Origin of the sequence: Paenibacillus sp. FSL R7-0026, from assembly GCF_038004485.1 — a bacterium.
Lineage (GTDB): Bacteria > Bacillota > Bacilli > Paenibacillales > Paenibacillaceae > Paenibacillus > Paenibacillus xylanexedens_A.
On the sequence record NZ_JBBORG010000001.1, the window covers coordinates 2,851,803 to 2,867,370 of the forward strand.

Sequence of the window (15,568 nt, forward strand, 5' to 3'; positions counted from 1 at the left end):
GCCGGACACCCATTTAACGAAGGGGTGTCCGGCTTTACTTTTGAAGTTATGCTGCTTCGTAGCCGATTACAATACAGCAGCTGAAGCGTGATTGTTACGAGCGATTCTGGTTGCGTCAACCATGTTACGCAGGGAAGCTACCGTTTCTTCCTGTCCACGGGTTTTTAATCCGCAATCCGGGTTAATCCAGAACAGCTTCGGATCAAGAACACGCAGGGCACGTTCAATCATGCTGCTCATTTCATCCACACTCGGAACTCGTGGGCTATGGATATCATATACGCCAAGACCGATACCGAGCTCATACGTATTTTCTTCAAAACTATGAATCAGTTCACCGTGACTACGGGATGTCTCAATGGAGATAACATCCGCATCCATAGCTTCAATGGAATCAATCATGTCATGGAACTCGCAATAGCACATATGCGTATGAATTTGAGTCGTTTCATGCACCGTGCACGTGGAGATACGGAACGCTTTGACTGCCCAAGCCAGGTAATCCGCTTGTTCATTTTCTTTCAAAGGAAGTCCTTCACGAACAGCCGGCTCGTCAACCTGGATCATACCAATGCCTGCCTGTTCAAGTGCTTCGACTTCCTGTCTCAACGCATACGCCAATTGATAGGCAATCTGCTCACGAGCAATGTCTTCGCGTACGAATGACCAGTTCATGATGGTAATCGGGCCAGTCAACATGCCTTTGACAGGACGCTCTGTCTGCGATTGGGCATATTTTGTTTCTTCAACCGTCATTTCACCCGTAAATGCAACATCACCGAAGATAATAGGTGGCTTCACGCAACGTGAACCATATGATTGTACCCATCCAAACTGTGTAAAGGCAAAACCGGCAAGTTTCTCGCCAAAGAATTCAACCATGTCGGTACGCTCAAACTCACCATGCACCAGTACGTCAATTCCGATCTCTTCCTGAATCTTAATCCAGATATCAATCTGCTCCCGGATGAAGGCAGCATACTGCTCGTTGTTCAATTCGCCTTTACGCCACAACTGACGTGCTTTTCTGACTTCAGCAGATTGTGGGAAACTACCAATCGTTGTTGTCGGGAAGAGTGGCAATTGCCACTTGGCCTGCTGGGCTTCATGACGCTCTGCAAAAGGACGTGAGCGCACTGGCTGTTGAACACTGATGGAAGCAACGGCTTTCTGTACAGCGGTACGGTTCCGATCTTCGGATTGCTGAAGCGCCAGAAGAGGAAGCTCTGCTTCGTCTATTTTGGCAGTAATCTCTGCACTTGGTGAAGATAAGGCTGTAGTCAAAAGAACAATCTCATCCAGCTTTTCATCTGCAAATGCAAGAGCATTTTTCAGTTCAGATGTAAGTTTTGCCTCACGGTCTGTGGTTACTGGTACATGCAGCAGGCTGCAAGATGATTGCACGATGATACGTTCAGGTGTCACGAACTCAGTCAATTCATTCAGCAAATTCAGTTTTGATTGAAGGGAAGCTTTCCAGATCCCACGTCCATCAATAATACCTGCTCCGAGAACTTTGTCTGCCGGGAAACCGGATGTCCGAATGGATTGTGTGTTACCAGAGAATCCGTGTACAAAATCAAGTCCTACACCTTGAACTGGCAGTGCAACAATATCGTTGTAGTTTTCGACAGATTCAAAGTACGTTTGCAACATAATATTCAGGCCTGGAACGGCTGCGGCAAATGTTTTATATATTTTATTCAGACGCTGTACGTCTTCATCGCTTAATTTGGTTACCAAAATAGGTTCGTCGACCTGTACCCACTGAACGCCTTCGCTTGCAAGTTCCTGAAGCAATTGAGTGTAAAGTGGAAGCAAGCGGTCCAACCAAGCGTCTGTCTCGGATTTATCATAGCCTTTGGAGAGCTTCAGGAAGGTTAACGGTCCAACGATAACCGGTTTTCCTTCAATGCCGAGTTTTTCTTTTGCTTCACGATAAGCGACAAGTGGTTTGTTCTCCGTCAGAGTTGGGGAAGCCCCGTCCAGTTCAGGTACAATGTAGTGATAGTTCGTGTTGAACCATTTTGTCATTTCGCTTGCTGCAGCATCTTTCGTTCCCCGTGCAATTCCATAATATACGGACAACGGAACGGAACCACCATCATAAGCAAATCGTTTAGGAATAATGCCAAACATCACGGCCGTATCCAGGATATGATCATAATAGCTAAAGTCATTAACCGGAATGATGTCGATGCCTTTTGCTTGTTGCTTGCGCAAATGATCGATACGGATCTCCTGCAAACGTGCGTGAAATTCTGATTCCTCCAGCTTACCTGCCCAGAACGCTTCCAACGCTTTCTTCCATTCCCGATCAGCACCAATACGCGGATATCCCAATACACTACTTTTTGTCATTGTTTAAAACCCCTCTGCTTTTATGTTACACAAAATTTATCACAGATCCGGAGTTATAATGTAATTCCATTAAATTATACCTAGTTATAGCCTAGGGCTATATCCAAAGGTGCACGCTATATAAGTTGAACTAACGAGTATGTACACTTGCCACTCCGATGACAGAATAACCTTCCAACTCAGCTAAGGATAAATAATAGATCATAATCATATTTTGTATGCTTTTGCATTCGCTCGGGATAATAGAAAGTAAAAGGTGGATGAGTATGGTAATTCAAAAACAAATTTTTCTCTTTATATTTGCAGCAACATTAATGATAAATAGTGTTTCCCTATACACAGATGTTACATATGCAGATCCTGAGAGCGTACAGGAAGAAAACTATAAGCCATTAGCACTTACGATGCTCAACCCATACATTTACCGTGAGATTACCAACTATTATCAGGCAAATCATATGCTGGTCCCTAGCTACGGTCTATATGATATTCATGTATTGGAACTTAAAAGGCGCACACAAGGTGGTTATAACTTTCGAACCGTTCTGGAAGTCAGAACGTTCTACGGTCCACATAACCCGCCATATGGGAAAGAGATCATTACGTTTGAAATAGACACCGCTAATGTTACAATGGTTAACTATGTTCATACGAATGATTGAAAGGAAGGCGGTACGCATGAACCTGTATCATATCAAGTCCACCGTGCATGGAATCAACAGAGTAACATCATTTCTGGAAGACAATTATATTGGTATTGCTTGGTCAGGTACAGGGGATCTGGAGCAAACGCCCCCGGAGCTATGGAAGGAACAGCTGGTTCAACACTATCCTTTGGATGAAGCAGAATTGGCGAGCACACTCGCGACATTACATATGTTTGCTAACCTCATGCAGGATGGAGATTATGTATTAATTAGCGATGATGAATGGACGTATGTTGGGGATATCGGGGATTATTATTACGACGATTCCGCTGGCACAGAAAACGACTTGATCTGTCACCGTCGCGGAGTTACATGGTTGGGTCGTATTCCTCTCACTGAGCTGAATGACAAAGTGCAGGCACTGCAAAATGATTCAGCCATCCTTGCGAAGTTTGAGTATCCCATATCACAAGCACAGCTGGATCGAGGTCTTGCAGTCAGCATAACAGCCGAAGCAACGAACTCTCTCACAACAGGGGTAGATGAAGCCACAATTCAGACAGCTCTCCAGGTGCTGATAGAAGCGTTACACAGTGAAGAAGAAGAGCTGCGAATTCGTGCGGCTACAGCCATTTTGCAGTATGCCAAACCATAAACCCTTAACTATATAAATTGAACTAAACATTTACACAAAACGGAGAGGACGGAAAGAACCTGAAGAAGCAGAGCGTTCGCCTACAAGCTTTCTGCAAGAAAGCTACATCGGAAGCATATGCTATCCCCGGATTTACCCTTTATAAAAAGAATTAAAAAAATCTTGGGATAACAGCGATCGGAAGGTTGTTCTGTCATCGGAGTGTCCAGTGTAAATATTCGTTAGCTCATTTTAACTAGCCCTGAGATCTGTTGATTTACATTCCCCTGACTTAGTCCACCGTGGTAACAAATCACAGATGTAATGTCCAGTTCGATATACTTTTTCAAAGAGAACCGAGCTGTCTCTGTATCCAGTGTAGTTGGTTCATGAATGCCTCCAAGCATGCCGTCTACACTGTACATTGAATCTCCGGCGATGAGCGTCTTGCTGTCCATCAAATATAGACTGATATGACCTGGCGTATGACCAGGTGTATGAATAACGCGAATGCCACCGCAAAACGGCAGTTCCTGACCATCAGTCACCGTTTCATCTATTTTGCCTTTTGGAGGATGCTCAAGGTGACCATCTTTGAGAAGAGGGAGCTGTCCCTCAATATATGGCTTATCCAGCTCATGCGCATATATCTTGACATGTGAGCCACACTCCTGCAAAATCTCGGGAAGACAGCCGATATGGTCAACATCCTGATGCGTCAAAATCACTGCTTTAAGTCGGCTGATCGGCACACCAATCTTTTCGAGTGCAATACACAAATCGTGATATTGTCCAGGGAATCCGGTATCAATTAACACAACCATTTCTTCATCCCATATCAAAACAGGGTGAATTATATTCCCCTCAAAATCAAGCTGAAGCATTGCTATTCCCTTTGAAATTTCCATAATATCAGACCTCCAAGAATTTAAATTCATATACATCATTGCTCGTTATATTTCTTATGTAAACGAATAAAGACGGCAATAAGATACGTTCGGGTATTTATAGGGTGCACTTATAGAAATATTCAATGAATGGGGGAATTGACGCTTGCTGTTGGGAATGATAATTTAGATATATCATTTAAACCAATAAGTCCAATAAGATAAAGGGGGTATGTGGGATGACACATATCGTGCATGCAGCAGCTGAAGATATTCGGAGCGAGGATTCGCTACTATTGATCAAGGAATTGAGTGAAGAACTCGGTTTGTTATATGGCGGTGATGGAACTGCGGGATTTCAACTGTCAGACGTTGAGGTGCCCCGTGCGGCTTTTATCGTTGCCAGGATCGACGGGTATCCGGTTGGTTGCGGAGCACTTAGACCCCTTGATGAAACATCTGTAGAAGTTAAACGCATGTATACACGCAGTGGTTACCGCCGTAAGGGGATTGCCCAGGCTATATTGGCCGAGGCAGAGCGTCTTGCGAACGAACTTGGTTATACCAATCTGAAACTGCAAACAGGTCCCTTGCAACCAGAAGCAGCAGCGCTGTATGAGCGTGTAGGGTATTATCGAATTCCTGTTTTCAGTGGCAATTGGGACAGAGTGTTGGCCTACCAGAAAGATCTGGTACACGAAAAAGTATAATTCTACGAATCACAGCTTTTATTTGCTGAACGGACAGAGGAACACAAGATAGAAGTAAAAAAGTCGCCGATTGGCGACTTTTTGCATTTTAACATACTCCATTTACTCCAATTATCTCATCTGAGAATATAGACAAAAGCGTTCAATCCGTTGCGCTATTATTGATCAATAAAGGTTCTTGATGTTGAACACCCCATTCGCATAGTCCTTCCAAAACGGGCAATAACGTTTCAGCTTTCGCTGTCAGACGGTACTCGACTTTAGGAGGGACTTGGGGATACTCTTTCCGTTCGACCATACCATCTGCTTCCAATTCTTTGAGCTGTGAACTCAGCGTTTTATACGTGATAGCGCCGATCTGTCTTTTAAGTTCATTGAAGCGGACAGGCTGGTTATCAGCCAGAAGATACATAATCACCATTTTCCATTTGCCACCAATGACAGACAACGTATATCCAAAAGGGGTATCTTGAATGTTTTTAACTTTACCGTGGTATTCAGCCATACTCATCATTTACACTATCCTTCCGGGTAGTACCTATCATAAAAGACCGTACTATTTATTTGTTTGGGCTCAGTTTATACTAACCTTACTTTGAAGTAAAGGAGATTTACGATGACTCAAAAAACAATACGTCTGCTTATGCCACAATGGCAAGGTGGAGATAATCCAAACTACTCTTTTGGAGCGGAGCTGCTTGCATGGCTTGCACCTGACAATGATCAACCTCTCATTCATGTTCCTGTTGAGGCTTATGATGGAACATCTCTGGTAAGCGAGAACGGGATAAAAGGCAGAACACAGCTACTTCAGCAATTGCAGGCTGCCCAGCATATTATTCAAGCTCACCAGCCCGAGCGCATTGTCATGTTTGGCGGTGACTGTTTGGTTGAACAAGCCCCGTTTGCTTATTTAAATGAACGATATGGCGGAGAACTTGGTTTGATATGGATTGATGCACATGGTGATTTGGTTAGATACGAGGGCTATGACAACGGTCATACTTTACCGCTCGGGAACCTTCTTGGGGAAGGCGATCCGGAGTTTGCCAAACATGTGAGTGTCCCCTTGAAGTCTGAACATGTCTTCATGGCCGGGTTGTCAACCCCCACGGAACAGGAAACCGAAATGATTCAAAGATTGGGTATCCGAACGGCTGGAACTGAAGAATTAACCCATGGCATGGATTCGATTAAGAAGTGGATTAAAGAGACTGGTATCAAACATCTGGCATTTCACCTTGATCTGGATGTGCTTGATCCCAACATGTTCCGTTCATTGTTATTCGCCAAACCAGGGGAACCTTATGTGTTTTCACCAGCGGGAACCATGCAAATACCTCACTTGCTTCATCTGATCAAAGAACTGTCTGAAGAAACAGATGTAGTTGGATTAGGAATAACTGAGCATATGCCGTGGGATGCCATCAACTTGAAGAATTTGCTTGGAGAAATACCTATCCTGAACCAGTGATATAGGTTATAAGTCGCCAGAGTATATCAGAATACTGATATAAGGAGTCAAAATATAGGAAGATTACAGATAGAAATATCAATATTATTATATGGGTGGTTCAACGAGAATCAGAAATTAAACAAACTGAGGAGAGACACCCAGATGGTCACGTTATTGTTAATCATTATTTATCTCGCATTTATAGGGCTGGGATTACCTGATGCTTTACTTGGTAGTGCCTGGTCCGTTATGAAAAACGATATACATGCGACAACAGAAATGGCTGGTTACATATCGCTAATCATTTCATTTAGTACAGTAGTGTCCAGTCTGTCCGCCAGCCGATTGTTATACCGGTTCGGAACGGGTAAAGTCACATTATTCAGTATCCTCTCAACAACGATCGCGCTGTTGGGATTCTCATTTTCTGAGAATTTTGTGTTTTTACTGATTCTGGCCTTCCCTCTCGGCTTAGGTGCAGGTTCGGTGGATGCGGCACTAAGTAATTATGTTGCATTGCATTTCAAGGCCAAGCATATGAACTGGTTGCATTGTTTCTGGGGAATTGGCGCAGTGACAGGCCCACTCGTTATGGCATTTTGGCTGAATCAAGCAAACAACTGGCGTGCAGGATACGTTACTGTGGGGTTGATTTTGCTTGGGATCGTGGTGGTCTTATTATCAACTTTGTCTCTATGGAAGATTTTTGAGAAGGGAAGAGTAGAGGGTTCAGGCGATGAGAAGAAACGCGTAAGCAACCGTGAGGCCATACGTATCCCCGGCGTCAAAATGTCGATGCTTGCGATGCTCTGTTACAATGGTTCCGAAACTGCTGCCGGTCTGTGGATGGCATCTTTCTTCATTGTTAACAAGGGAGTTTCTCCAGGCACTGCCGCAGCACTATCCTCTCTATTTTTCATTGGCATTATCTTGGGACGTGTAATCTCAGGTTTTCTTTCGACTCATGTATCCAGCAAAAATCTCATCCGATATGGTGGAATTGTTGGATGCTTCGGATTGGTTATCCTGGTTATGCCGATTCCTTACTGGATTGCCGCAGGGGCTTTATTTATCGTGGGATTGGGCGGAGCACCGATCTATCCAAGTATCGTTCATGCGACACCGGAACGCTTCGGAGAGAAAGCATCCCCAAGTGTAATTGGACTTGAAATGGCCAGTGCCTATACAGGTTCGACGCTCATCCCGTTAGGTATGGGGCTTATGGCCAGCCAATGGGGAATGTCCATGGTACCCCTGATCCTGCTGATTCTGTTCAGTGTCATGTTCGCGGCTACAGAGCTGGTTAACAGGAGCAACAAGGCTACGCGTCTGACCGTCTAGCTCTTGATATGGGTCATTAAAGCTCTGCCACTATACAACAAAGGAACAACCATCGCTGGTTGTTCCTTTTGGTGTGTGGACTTTTTTATAAGAAAATCAGCAATAATGTACCTGCGGCAAAACAGTAATACGAAAAGTATTTCAGGTTGCCTTTGGCCATAATGCCCATAAACCATCGCATGGAGAAATAGGTGACGAAGAGCGTCGTGATGAATGCGATCAGATAAGGGATAGCCAGCTGTGATCGATTCGGATCATTGGCAATGTCGGACACCCCCATGATGAGTCCGCCAATACTGATGGGAATGTACAGCATAAAGGAGAACTTCAAAGCTGTCTCCTGTTTCATACCGACAGCGATGGAGGCAATTACAGTCGCCCCAGAGCGGCTAATCCCCGGAATAAGAGCGACCGCCTGAGCCAGACCTACCAACAATGCATCTTTCGTAGACAGATCTCCGTCTTGCTTGCGACCACGAAGATTACGAATCAGCCATAAGGCAACCCCGGTGATCAATAGCGCGATGGAAACAGTATATACGGACGAGAAGATTTCTTCAATCCGATCTTTGAACAGGACCGCAACGACAGCAGCAGGGATCGTACCAATAATTATGTATAAGCAAAACATGAAGTCTGCTCGATATTCTTCTTTACGAGTACGCAGGTAACCTAATGCACCAATAATCAACTTTTTGATATCTTCCCGGAAAATAAAAATAATAGCGATAAGTGATGCTGTGTTAGTTAAAATCTCAAATGACAATCCATTCTGCTTGATGCCCATTAGTTTCTGGGCGATGATCAGATGACCGCTTGAGGAGACGGGGATTGGCTCCGTCGCACCTTGAACAATACCTAAAAACAAATACTTTAACCACAATATAATCTCTTCCATGTTTTCCTCCTTGAATACGTTTCATTGGCTTTTTAATACTCTCTTTTTTAGAAAAAGTGAATGGTTTACTCTATTGATGATAGCTGTTTGACTTGGTGACTTGCAAGTTAGAGTTCATAGAGGGAGTAAAATAAACATTGCTTGTCAAATCCTGCATAGCATGATATCGTTGATAACGATTATCAATATCAACGAAGAGGTGGGTTTATTTTGCGTAAACAGCGAAAACCAATATGGATCATGATGGCACTGATATTGCTGCTTGTACTTAGTGCATGTGGTCAGGCTGCCACGACGAATAGTACAACCGGAGACAACACGAATGCAGCTGCTGAGACAGGAACCAAGACGAACTCGGATTCAGCTTCTTCCGCTGATGAAGTGGCAACTGGCGAAGAGGAACTTGTTACATATCAATCGGATGCAGGCGAAGTACAGGTGCCCAAAAATCCAAAACGTATTATTGATTTGACATCATTCTCGACAGGGTACTTTGTTGCCTTGGATGCACCGGTAGTCGGCGCTTTATCGGGTGCGATGAACAACAAGTATATCAAGGACCAACTTGCAGCAGCAGGCACCAGCGATCTGGGTGAAGAGCCTACCCCAGAAAAGTTAATCAGCTTAAAACCTGACCTCTTTATCGTGTACACTGGCACAGAGGGCATCGATAAGCTGGAACAGATTGCACCTGTCGTACAGATTACATTTGGTAAGCGCGATTTCAAAGATTTGATGCTCGAAATGGGTAAGCTCACCAATAGAGAAGACGCAGCGAAAGCTTGGAATGCGAAATGGGAAGCGAAGATCAACGAACTGAAGCCTAAAGTTCAGGAAGCTGTAGGCGATCGCACGGTTTCCATCCTGAATCCGTACGCTAAAGGATTATTTGTATTTGGTCATAACTATGGTCGAGGCGGTGAAATTATTTACGGGGAGTTTGATCTCAAGGCACCGGCCAAGGCCCAAGCTGAAGCGATTGACAGCGGAACTGGATGGGCTTCGATCTCCATGGAACTATTACCGGAGTATGCGGGGGATATCATCTTCACCAGCCCGTGGTCGGGAGATAAAACCGATCCCAAGATCGTATATGACAATACATTATGGAAGAACTTGCCTGCGGTGAAGGCAAATCATGTGTTCCAGCTTGATCCGACTTCAGACTCGTACAACGATCCGTTAACGTTGGAAGGTCAGCTGCAATTTATTTCCGATAGCCTGCTTACCGCGAAGTAAGATTAGACTGCATAAATGGTAATACTGGAGCATTTCCAAACGTCGTTACAAGACGGGGAAATGCTCTTCTTATGAGCTTAGAATGTTATATACGTCGATCTTGGATGGATTTTGACCAATGTAATTAAGCTTGATACAATAGGATAACAGCTGATGAACATTAAATATCAAGTGGGGTGATCTAAATTGCAGCAAAAGAGTGAACGTTTGAATGTTTGGTTGGCTTTCTCTAACATTCATACCCATCTGAACGAGAAGCTGGAACAAGCTCTGCTTCAACAATATGACTTATCTTTGAAGGAATTTTATGTGTTAAACTTCATATATAATGCGGAGGGTAAGGAATTACGCCTACAGCAACTTCAAGAACTAGTAGGGTTGAGCCAAAGTGCTACTTCAAGGCTCGTCGTTAGGATGGAAGCCAAAGACTGTGGGGCTCTGGAAAGACATGCATGTGAAGATGACCGGCGTGGCATTTACACTCGTATTACGGAGCTTGGAGAGAATAAATACAAGAAAGCACTTCAAACGTTTAATCAGGTCTTGCAAACTGAATTGGAACAGGATGGATTTGAGACTCGATTAGAGAACCTCACTAAAGAATTGTTCTAAGGCTAGGGTGAATATAGGGTAATGTAGTCATTTACCCTATAAGAAGACTTGACACTCATTAGTATATCCGTTAAATTAAATGCATGCGCATGAATTTAATATGGATGCGGTGATTTTGTATAAAGGAGGTATTGAACATGAAGGTATTCGTTGTAGGATCAAATGGACAGATTGGTCAACATCTTATTCATCTTTTGAAGAATAGTGAAGAACACACCGTTCTTGCCATGGTACGAAAACAAGAACAGGTAGATTCATTTGCAGCACAGGGTGTGGAAACGGTGCTTGCCGACTTGGAAGGCACGGTTGACTCACTTGTAGCTGCTGTAACGGGTTGTGATGCCATTGTATTTGCAGCTGGTTCTGGCGGTACAACGGGATATGATAAAACACTCCTGATTGATCTGGATGGTGCCGGGAAAACCATTGAAGCGGCTCAAAGAACGGGTATTGATCGATTTATCATGGTGAGTGCGATCCATGCCAATAGTCGTGAGAACTGGCATGATAACATCCTTCCATATTATGCAGCGAAACACTATGCTGATAAATTGTTAGAGATCAGTGGATTAACTTATACCATTATACGTCCAGGGATTCTGATGAATGAACCAGGAACAGGTAAAGTTTCTGCTGCTGAGAATATCACATCCGGTAATATTGCTCGTGAAGATGTAGCTCATGTGATTTTGGCCAGTTTGAGTGAGAAGAATACCTACAAGCGTTCATTTGATCTAATCGCTGGTGAGGATACAATATCTGAGGTATTGAGTGGGCTCTGATCCAAAACAAAATTTTCAACGATATCAGATGAGTTAAGAGAGGGCTATACAATGATTATGTTGATGCTTTTGACCTTCATATTAGGTATCTTCATCGTTGTACGTCAAATTTGGCCAGTGCGCAATCTTGAATATATAGATTATCAAGTATTTCTCAGACAAGAGCGTGATTTTCGGCAGTATAAAGTGATCGATATTCGAGATGCGACGGATTATATGGCTAATCCTACTCCGGATACGATTAACATCTCACTGGGACGCCTTGCTTTCACATGGGAAAAATACCTTCTTCGAGAAGATAACGTAATTATAATGTCACCTGGTATGCTTCAATCCAAAAAGGCTGTCCGTATTCTGCGAAAGCATGGATTTGAATGTCTTTATGTGATGAAGTAAAAGATATATGTGAGTTCTAAATCATACGGAGTTATTAATTGTAGGCATTTATTTGATGCTTGCGCATGCATTTTTATTATTCATGATTCATGAAAAGGGGAGTTTTATTTTGATGACAGATTTGTTTAGTCCATATTCTTTTAAAAGCCTAGAGCTTAAAAACCGTGTCGTAATGGCTCCAATGTGCCAATATTCAGTTGAGCAAAAAGATGGTATTGCAACAGATTGGCATTATATGCACTACGTTAGTCGTGCCGTGGGAGGAACAGGTCTCATTATCATTGAAATGACAGATGTGGAACCGGATGGCCGGATCTCAGATTATGATCTTGGGTTATGGTCAGATGAACAGATCCCAGCTCTGAAGCGGATCGTCGATGCGTGTCACAGTTATGGGGCCAAGGTTGGTATTCAGATTGCTCATGCGGGCCGCAAAGCAGAAGATGCCGAAGTTCCAGTTGCTCCATCCGCGATCGCCTTTGATGAGAATTCCAAGCAACCTCGAGCGCTTACAACGGATGAGGTAAAGGGAATGGTTGAGAAATTCCGGAGTGCAGTAGCGCGTGCTGTAAAAGCTGGTTTTGATGCAATTGAGCTTCATGGCGCACATGGATATCTGATTCATCAGTTCCATTCTCCACTAACAAACAAGCGTGAAGATGAATACGGTCAAGATTTAACGTTATTTGGCCGGGAAATTATTCAGGCTGCTAAGGCAGAGATGCCCGAGGATATGCCTTTGATGATGCGTATTTCAGCCAAAGAATATGTAGAAGGTGGCTATGGCATTAATGAAAGTTCCGAGTTTGCCAAGGCATATAAAGAGGCAGGCGTTGACGTATTTGACATCTCATCTGGTGGCGAGGGACCTATTGCTGCATGGGGCAGACCAGGAACTCACGCGGCGTATCAAGTGCCTCTCGCTAAAGCAATCAAAGAGGCTCTTGATGTGCCTGTGATTGCTGTTGGAAGACTCGATGATCCTACGTTGGCGAATGCAGTCATCGGCAATGAAGAAGCTGATCTCGTTGCAGTTGGCAGAGGTCTGTTAAGAAATCCTTACTGGGCCTTGGAAGCAGCTTCTGCTTTGCGCAAGACAACGGACGTTCCAAAACAGTATACGACTGGTTTTTAATGTATTAAAGACTTCATATTAACGATTAATGATCTTCATTAATCCTTGCATAAGGAAAGGACTCCGACTGGCAAAACAGAAGGAGTCCTTTTTGAGGTTAAAATAGATGAGGTAAAGTGACGATATTAACCAGTAACCAGTTAAGAGATGGTAGTCGTTTCATCGGCTCTGCCTCTCAAGCGTTTAATATCTTCTCTGGGCGGATATCCGAACATGCGAGAATATTCACGACTGAATTGGGAAGGGCTCTCATAACCTACCTGAAATGCTACATCTGCTGCATCGGTGGACTTGGATAATAACAAGCGGCGCGCTTCTTGCAGCCTCAGTTGTTTTTGAAACTGAATCGGACTCATGGCAGTCACTTCTTTAAAGTGTCTGTGCAGCGAGGCAGTGCTCATATTTGCCAAATCCGCCAATTCCTCAACCCGAAAATTTTGCTCAGAGTGATTCATAATATATTCAATAACGTCTCTGATTCGATAGGTATGGCTGCCCTCCATGGTAGCTTGTTCCAGGGCAATCCCATGTGGGCCTTTCAGAACTTTATAGAGAATTTCTTTTTTGAACAAAGGAGCGAGCAGCGGGATATCTTCCGAATGATCTTCCAACAAACGGGCTAACCTGACGGCTGCATCCAGCAGAGACGGCTCAGCTTGGCTGACAAACATCGCGCGTCTCGTTGTTTTCCGCGGTCTTGCTGGGAAATCGGAATGGTTCAATACCTCCAGAATCTCACTGGATGTGAATTCAAGTTTCAGGGCCAGATAGGGAGTCTCAGACGAGGCTTGAATCACTTGTCCACTAACCGGCAAGTCAACGGTTGCCACGATATAACTTCCTGGACCATACCGGAAACGATCCTGTCCCAGTAGGACCTCTTTCTCACCCTGTACGATAATGCAGAAGGAAGGTTCATTCACTCTAAATATAGGTTCAGTAACGACCGATTCGCGGATTAAAAATAATGAGGGGATAGCCGTAGGGTGCACCCCGTCCTTGTCAGACAAACGGTCAATGAGTGTGGCTAATTCGTTTTGTTGTTCATGTATTTGATTAGACATGCAAAGTTCTCCTTTTTTCCTCACAACATAATAATCACATTCTATCGTATATTGACCGAAGGCGGTAGAAAACGGATAGGAATAGGCAAACATTTGATGTGAATGGATAAGACATTCTGATTGCTGGTTACATAATCACAAGTACACAGGTCATGATATACAACAAGTACAGAAGATATACACTTACGGTTCAGCTAATACATGATAAGATGAGAATGAAAAGGGCAACTGCATCTTTTATTTACTGATCGTTCCCGATGTGTTAGATTGATTTTGGGAGGGAAGTCGAATGGCTAGAAGTAAAGAGTTTGAAGTGAATGAAGTATTGGATAAAGCAATGAAGATCTTCTGGGAACAAGGTTACGAGAAAACGTCGATGAGTGACCTGGTTGAGCATATGGGAATTCATCGCAGAAGTATATATGATACATTTGACGACAAACATTCGCTGTTTTTGCAGGCAATGGATCGTTACAGAGGTAAGGTCAGCACCACATTACTTGCAGAAATCAAGGCATCCAAGACGGCAGTGGAAGCACTGCATAAAATTTTCGATATTATGATCAGTGAAGCAGAAGAGACACCATCCGGTTGTTTGATCGTGAACTCGGCTGTGGAGCTAGGCACACGTGATCAGGAAGTGGACAACCGATCTCTTGAATCGTTTAACGAAGCTGAGCGAATGTTCGAGCAGATTATTCAATGGGGGCAGCGGGAGGGAGAATTCTCTTCTGATCATGATGCGAAGGAAATGGCAGAGTACCTGCACAATATTTCTGTCGGTATCAGAGCCATGGCAAGAACCTCGACGGATAAGGAAAAACTAAACCGTATTATCAATGTAACGATGAAACTTTTGGAAAAATAATGAGTGGAGACATATCCAAAAAAGTAGCTTGAAATCCGTTAGAGGACTTCAAGCTACTTTTTGTGTTCGCAAAATTTTTAGAATAGAAAGCATGAACCATCAATTGGTGATGGCATTTTCAATCGGTTTAATTTTGTGAATCTCTTCGGTCCCAGCCTTCAAAGCTTTTTCGTAGTAGGAGCGTTTGTGCTCGATGACTTCCATGGTTCTTCTTAGTTCCTCCATTTGTGCTTCCACAATAGCTTTTCGCTCCGTAAACATGTCATATCTTTGCTTCAGCGAGGAGTCCCCCTCAGAGCACCATTCAATAAAATCCTTAATGTCTTTAATAGGCATGCCGGTCAGCTTTAGACATTGGATGATCTTTAGAAAGTCAATGTCGGAGTCTTTGAACAAACGTGTTCCGCTCGTGGTACGTTCCACAAAAGGCATGAGTCCTTCCTTGTCGTAGTAACGCAATGTATATACCGTAAGGTCTAATTTTTTGGCAACTTCACCGATTGAATAGGTCATTTAGAATGAATTCCTTTCTACTAGG

The 15,568-nt window shown here is 43.6% G+C and carries 17 protein-coding genes; 11 read left to right on the plus strand and 6 right to left on the minus strand.

What is annotated here, in order from left to right:
* Nucleotides 1–66: 66 nt before the first annotated feature.
* Nucleotides 67–2,361 (minus strand): 5-methyltetrahydropteroyltriglutamate--homocysteine S-methyltransferase, encoded by a 2,295-nt coding sequence (gene metE / locus MKY44_RS12905; protein WP_341007376.1) that lies wholly within the window; start codon nt 2,359–2,361, stop codon nt 67–69.
* A 266-nt stretch (nt 2,362–2,627) separates the two neighbouring features.
* Between metE and MKY44_RS12910 the strand changes: the two genes are divergently transcribed.
* The gene (locus tag MKY44_RS12910) at nt 2,628–3,023 is read left to right on the plus strand and encodes a DUF3888 domain-containing protein (protein WP_341007377.1); all 396 of its coding nucleotides are present in this window, start codon (nt 2,628–2,630) and stop codon (nt 3,021–3,023) included.
* A gap of 16 nt (nt 3,024–3,039) precedes the next feature.
* Entirely contained in the window at nt 3,040–3,663 is a 624-nt protein-coding gene (locus tag MKY44_RS12915) for a hypothetical protein (RefSeq protein WP_341007378.1), read from the plus strand.
* A gap of 221 nt (nt 3,664–3,884) precedes the next feature.
* On the opposite strand, the gene MKY44_RS12920 is transcribed toward MKY44_RS12915, so the two are convergent.
* The gene (locus tag MKY44_RS12920; RefSeq protein WP_341007379.1) at nt 3,885–4,550 is read right to left on the minus strand and encodes an MBL fold metallo-hydrolase; all 666 of its coding nucleotides are present in this window, start codon (nt 4,548–4,550) and stop codon (nt 3,885–3,887) included.
* A gap of 218 nt (nt 4,551–4,768) precedes the next feature.
* On the opposite strand from MKY44_RS12920, the gene MKY44_RS12925 reads away from it, so the two are divergent.
* Complete coding sequence (locus tag MKY44_RS12925) at nt 4,769–5,239, plus strand: GNAT family N-acetyltransferase (RefSeq protein WP_091016394.1); 471 nt, start codon at nt 4,769–4,771, stop codon at nt 5,237–5,239.
* Nucleotides 5,240–5,381: 142 nt separating this feature from the next.
* Here the strand turns inward: MKY44_RS12925 and MKY44_RS12930 are convergent, their stop codons facing one another.
* Nucleotides 5,382–5,750, minus strand: a complete 369-nt coding sequence (locus MKY44_RS12930) for a winged helix-turn-helix transcriptional regulator (RefSeq protein ID WP_076212005.1) — start codon at nt 5,748–5,750, stop codon at nt 5,382–5,384.
* A 105-nt stretch (nt 5,751–5,855) separates the two neighbouring features.
* On the opposite strand from MKY44_RS12930, the gene MKY44_RS12935 reads away from it, so the two are divergent.
* Together MKY44_RS12935 and MKY44_RS12940 are read left to right on the plus strand one after the other, a co-directional pair.
* On the plus strand, nt 5,856–6,713 hold the full coding sequence (locus tag MKY44_RS12935) for an arginase family protein (RefSeq protein WP_341007380.1): 858 nt from the start codon (nt 5,856–5,858) through the stop codon (nt 6,711–6,713).
* Between the two features lie 144 nt (nt 6,714–6,857).
* The gene (locus MKY44_RS12940; protein ID WP_341007381.1) at nt 6,858–8,036 is read left to right on the plus strand and encodes an MFS transporter; all 1,179 of its coding nucleotides are present in this window, start codon (nt 6,858–6,860) and stop codon (nt 8,034–8,036) included.
* Between the two features lie 85 nt (nt 8,037–8,121).
* Here MKY44_RS12940 and MKY44_RS12945 read toward each other — a convergent pair whose 3' ends face one another.
* Entirely contained in the window at nt 8,122–8,934 is an 813-nt protein-coding gene (locus MKY44_RS12945; protein ID WP_036608062.1) for an undecaprenyl-diphosphate phosphatase, read from the minus strand.
* Between the two features lie 210 nt (nt 8,935–9,144).
* On the opposite strand from MKY44_RS12945, the gene MKY44_RS12950 reads away from it, so the two are divergent.
* From MKY44_RS12950 to MKY44_RS12970, 5 genes are all read left to right on the plus strand, one after another.
* On the plus strand, nt 9,145–10,173 hold the full coding sequence (locus tag MKY44_RS12950; protein WP_341007382.1) for an ABC transporter substrate-binding protein: 1,029 nt from the start codon (nt 9,145–9,147) through the stop codon (nt 10,171–10,173).
* Nucleotides 10,174–10,359: 186 nt separating this feature from the next.
* Entirely contained in the window at nt 10,360–10,785 is a 426-nt protein-coding gene (locus MKY44_RS12955; RefSeq protein WP_017688556.1) for a MarR family winged helix-turn-helix transcriptional regulator, read from the plus strand.
* A 137-nt stretch (nt 10,786–10,922) separates the two neighbouring features.
* Nucleotides 10,923–11,567, plus strand: coding sequence for an SDR family oxidoreductase (locus MKY44_RS12960; protein WP_341007383.1), 645 nt, complete (start codon nt 10,923–10,925; stop codon nt 11,565–11,567).
* A gap of 51 nt (nt 11,568–11,618) precedes the next feature.
* Nucleotides 11,619–11,963 (plus strand): rhodanese-like domain-containing protein, encoded by a 345-nt coding sequence (locus tag MKY44_RS12965; protein ID WP_341007384.1) that lies wholly within the window; start codon nt 11,619–11,621, stop codon nt 11,961–11,963.
* A gap of 112 nt (nt 11,964–12,075) precedes the next feature.
* Entirely contained in the window at nt 12,076–13,098 is a 1,023-nt protein-coding gene (locus MKY44_RS12970; protein ID WP_341007385.1) for an NADH:flavin oxidoreductase/NADH oxidase, read from the plus strand.
* Nucleotides 13,099–13,238: 140 nt separating this feature from the next.
* On the opposite strand, the gene MKY44_RS12975 is transcribed toward MKY44_RS12970, so the two are convergent.
* Complete coding sequence (locus MKY44_RS12975) at nt 13,239–14,162, minus strand: AraC family transcriptional regulator (protein ID WP_341007386.1); 924 nt, start codon at nt 14,160–14,162, stop codon at nt 13,239–13,241.
* Nucleotides 14,163–14,451: 289 nt separating this feature from the next.
* On the opposite strand from MKY44_RS12975, the gene MKY44_RS12980 reads away from it, so the two are divergent.
* Nucleotides 14,452–15,030, plus strand: a complete 579-nt coding sequence (locus tag MKY44_RS12980) for a TetR/AcrR family transcriptional regulator (RefSeq protein ID WP_341007387.1) — start codon at nt 14,452–14,454, stop codon at nt 15,028–15,030.
* 99 nt (nt 15,031–15,129) lie between these two features.
* On the opposite strand, the gene MKY44_RS12985 is transcribed toward MKY44_RS12980, so the two are convergent.
* The gene (locus tag MKY44_RS12985; protein ID WP_341007388.1) at nt 15,130–15,543 is read right to left on the minus strand and encodes a MerR family transcriptional regulator; all 414 of its coding nucleotides are present in this window, start codon (nt 15,541–15,543) and stop codon (nt 15,130–15,132) included.
* Nucleotides 15,544–15,568: the final 25 nt, after the last annotated feature.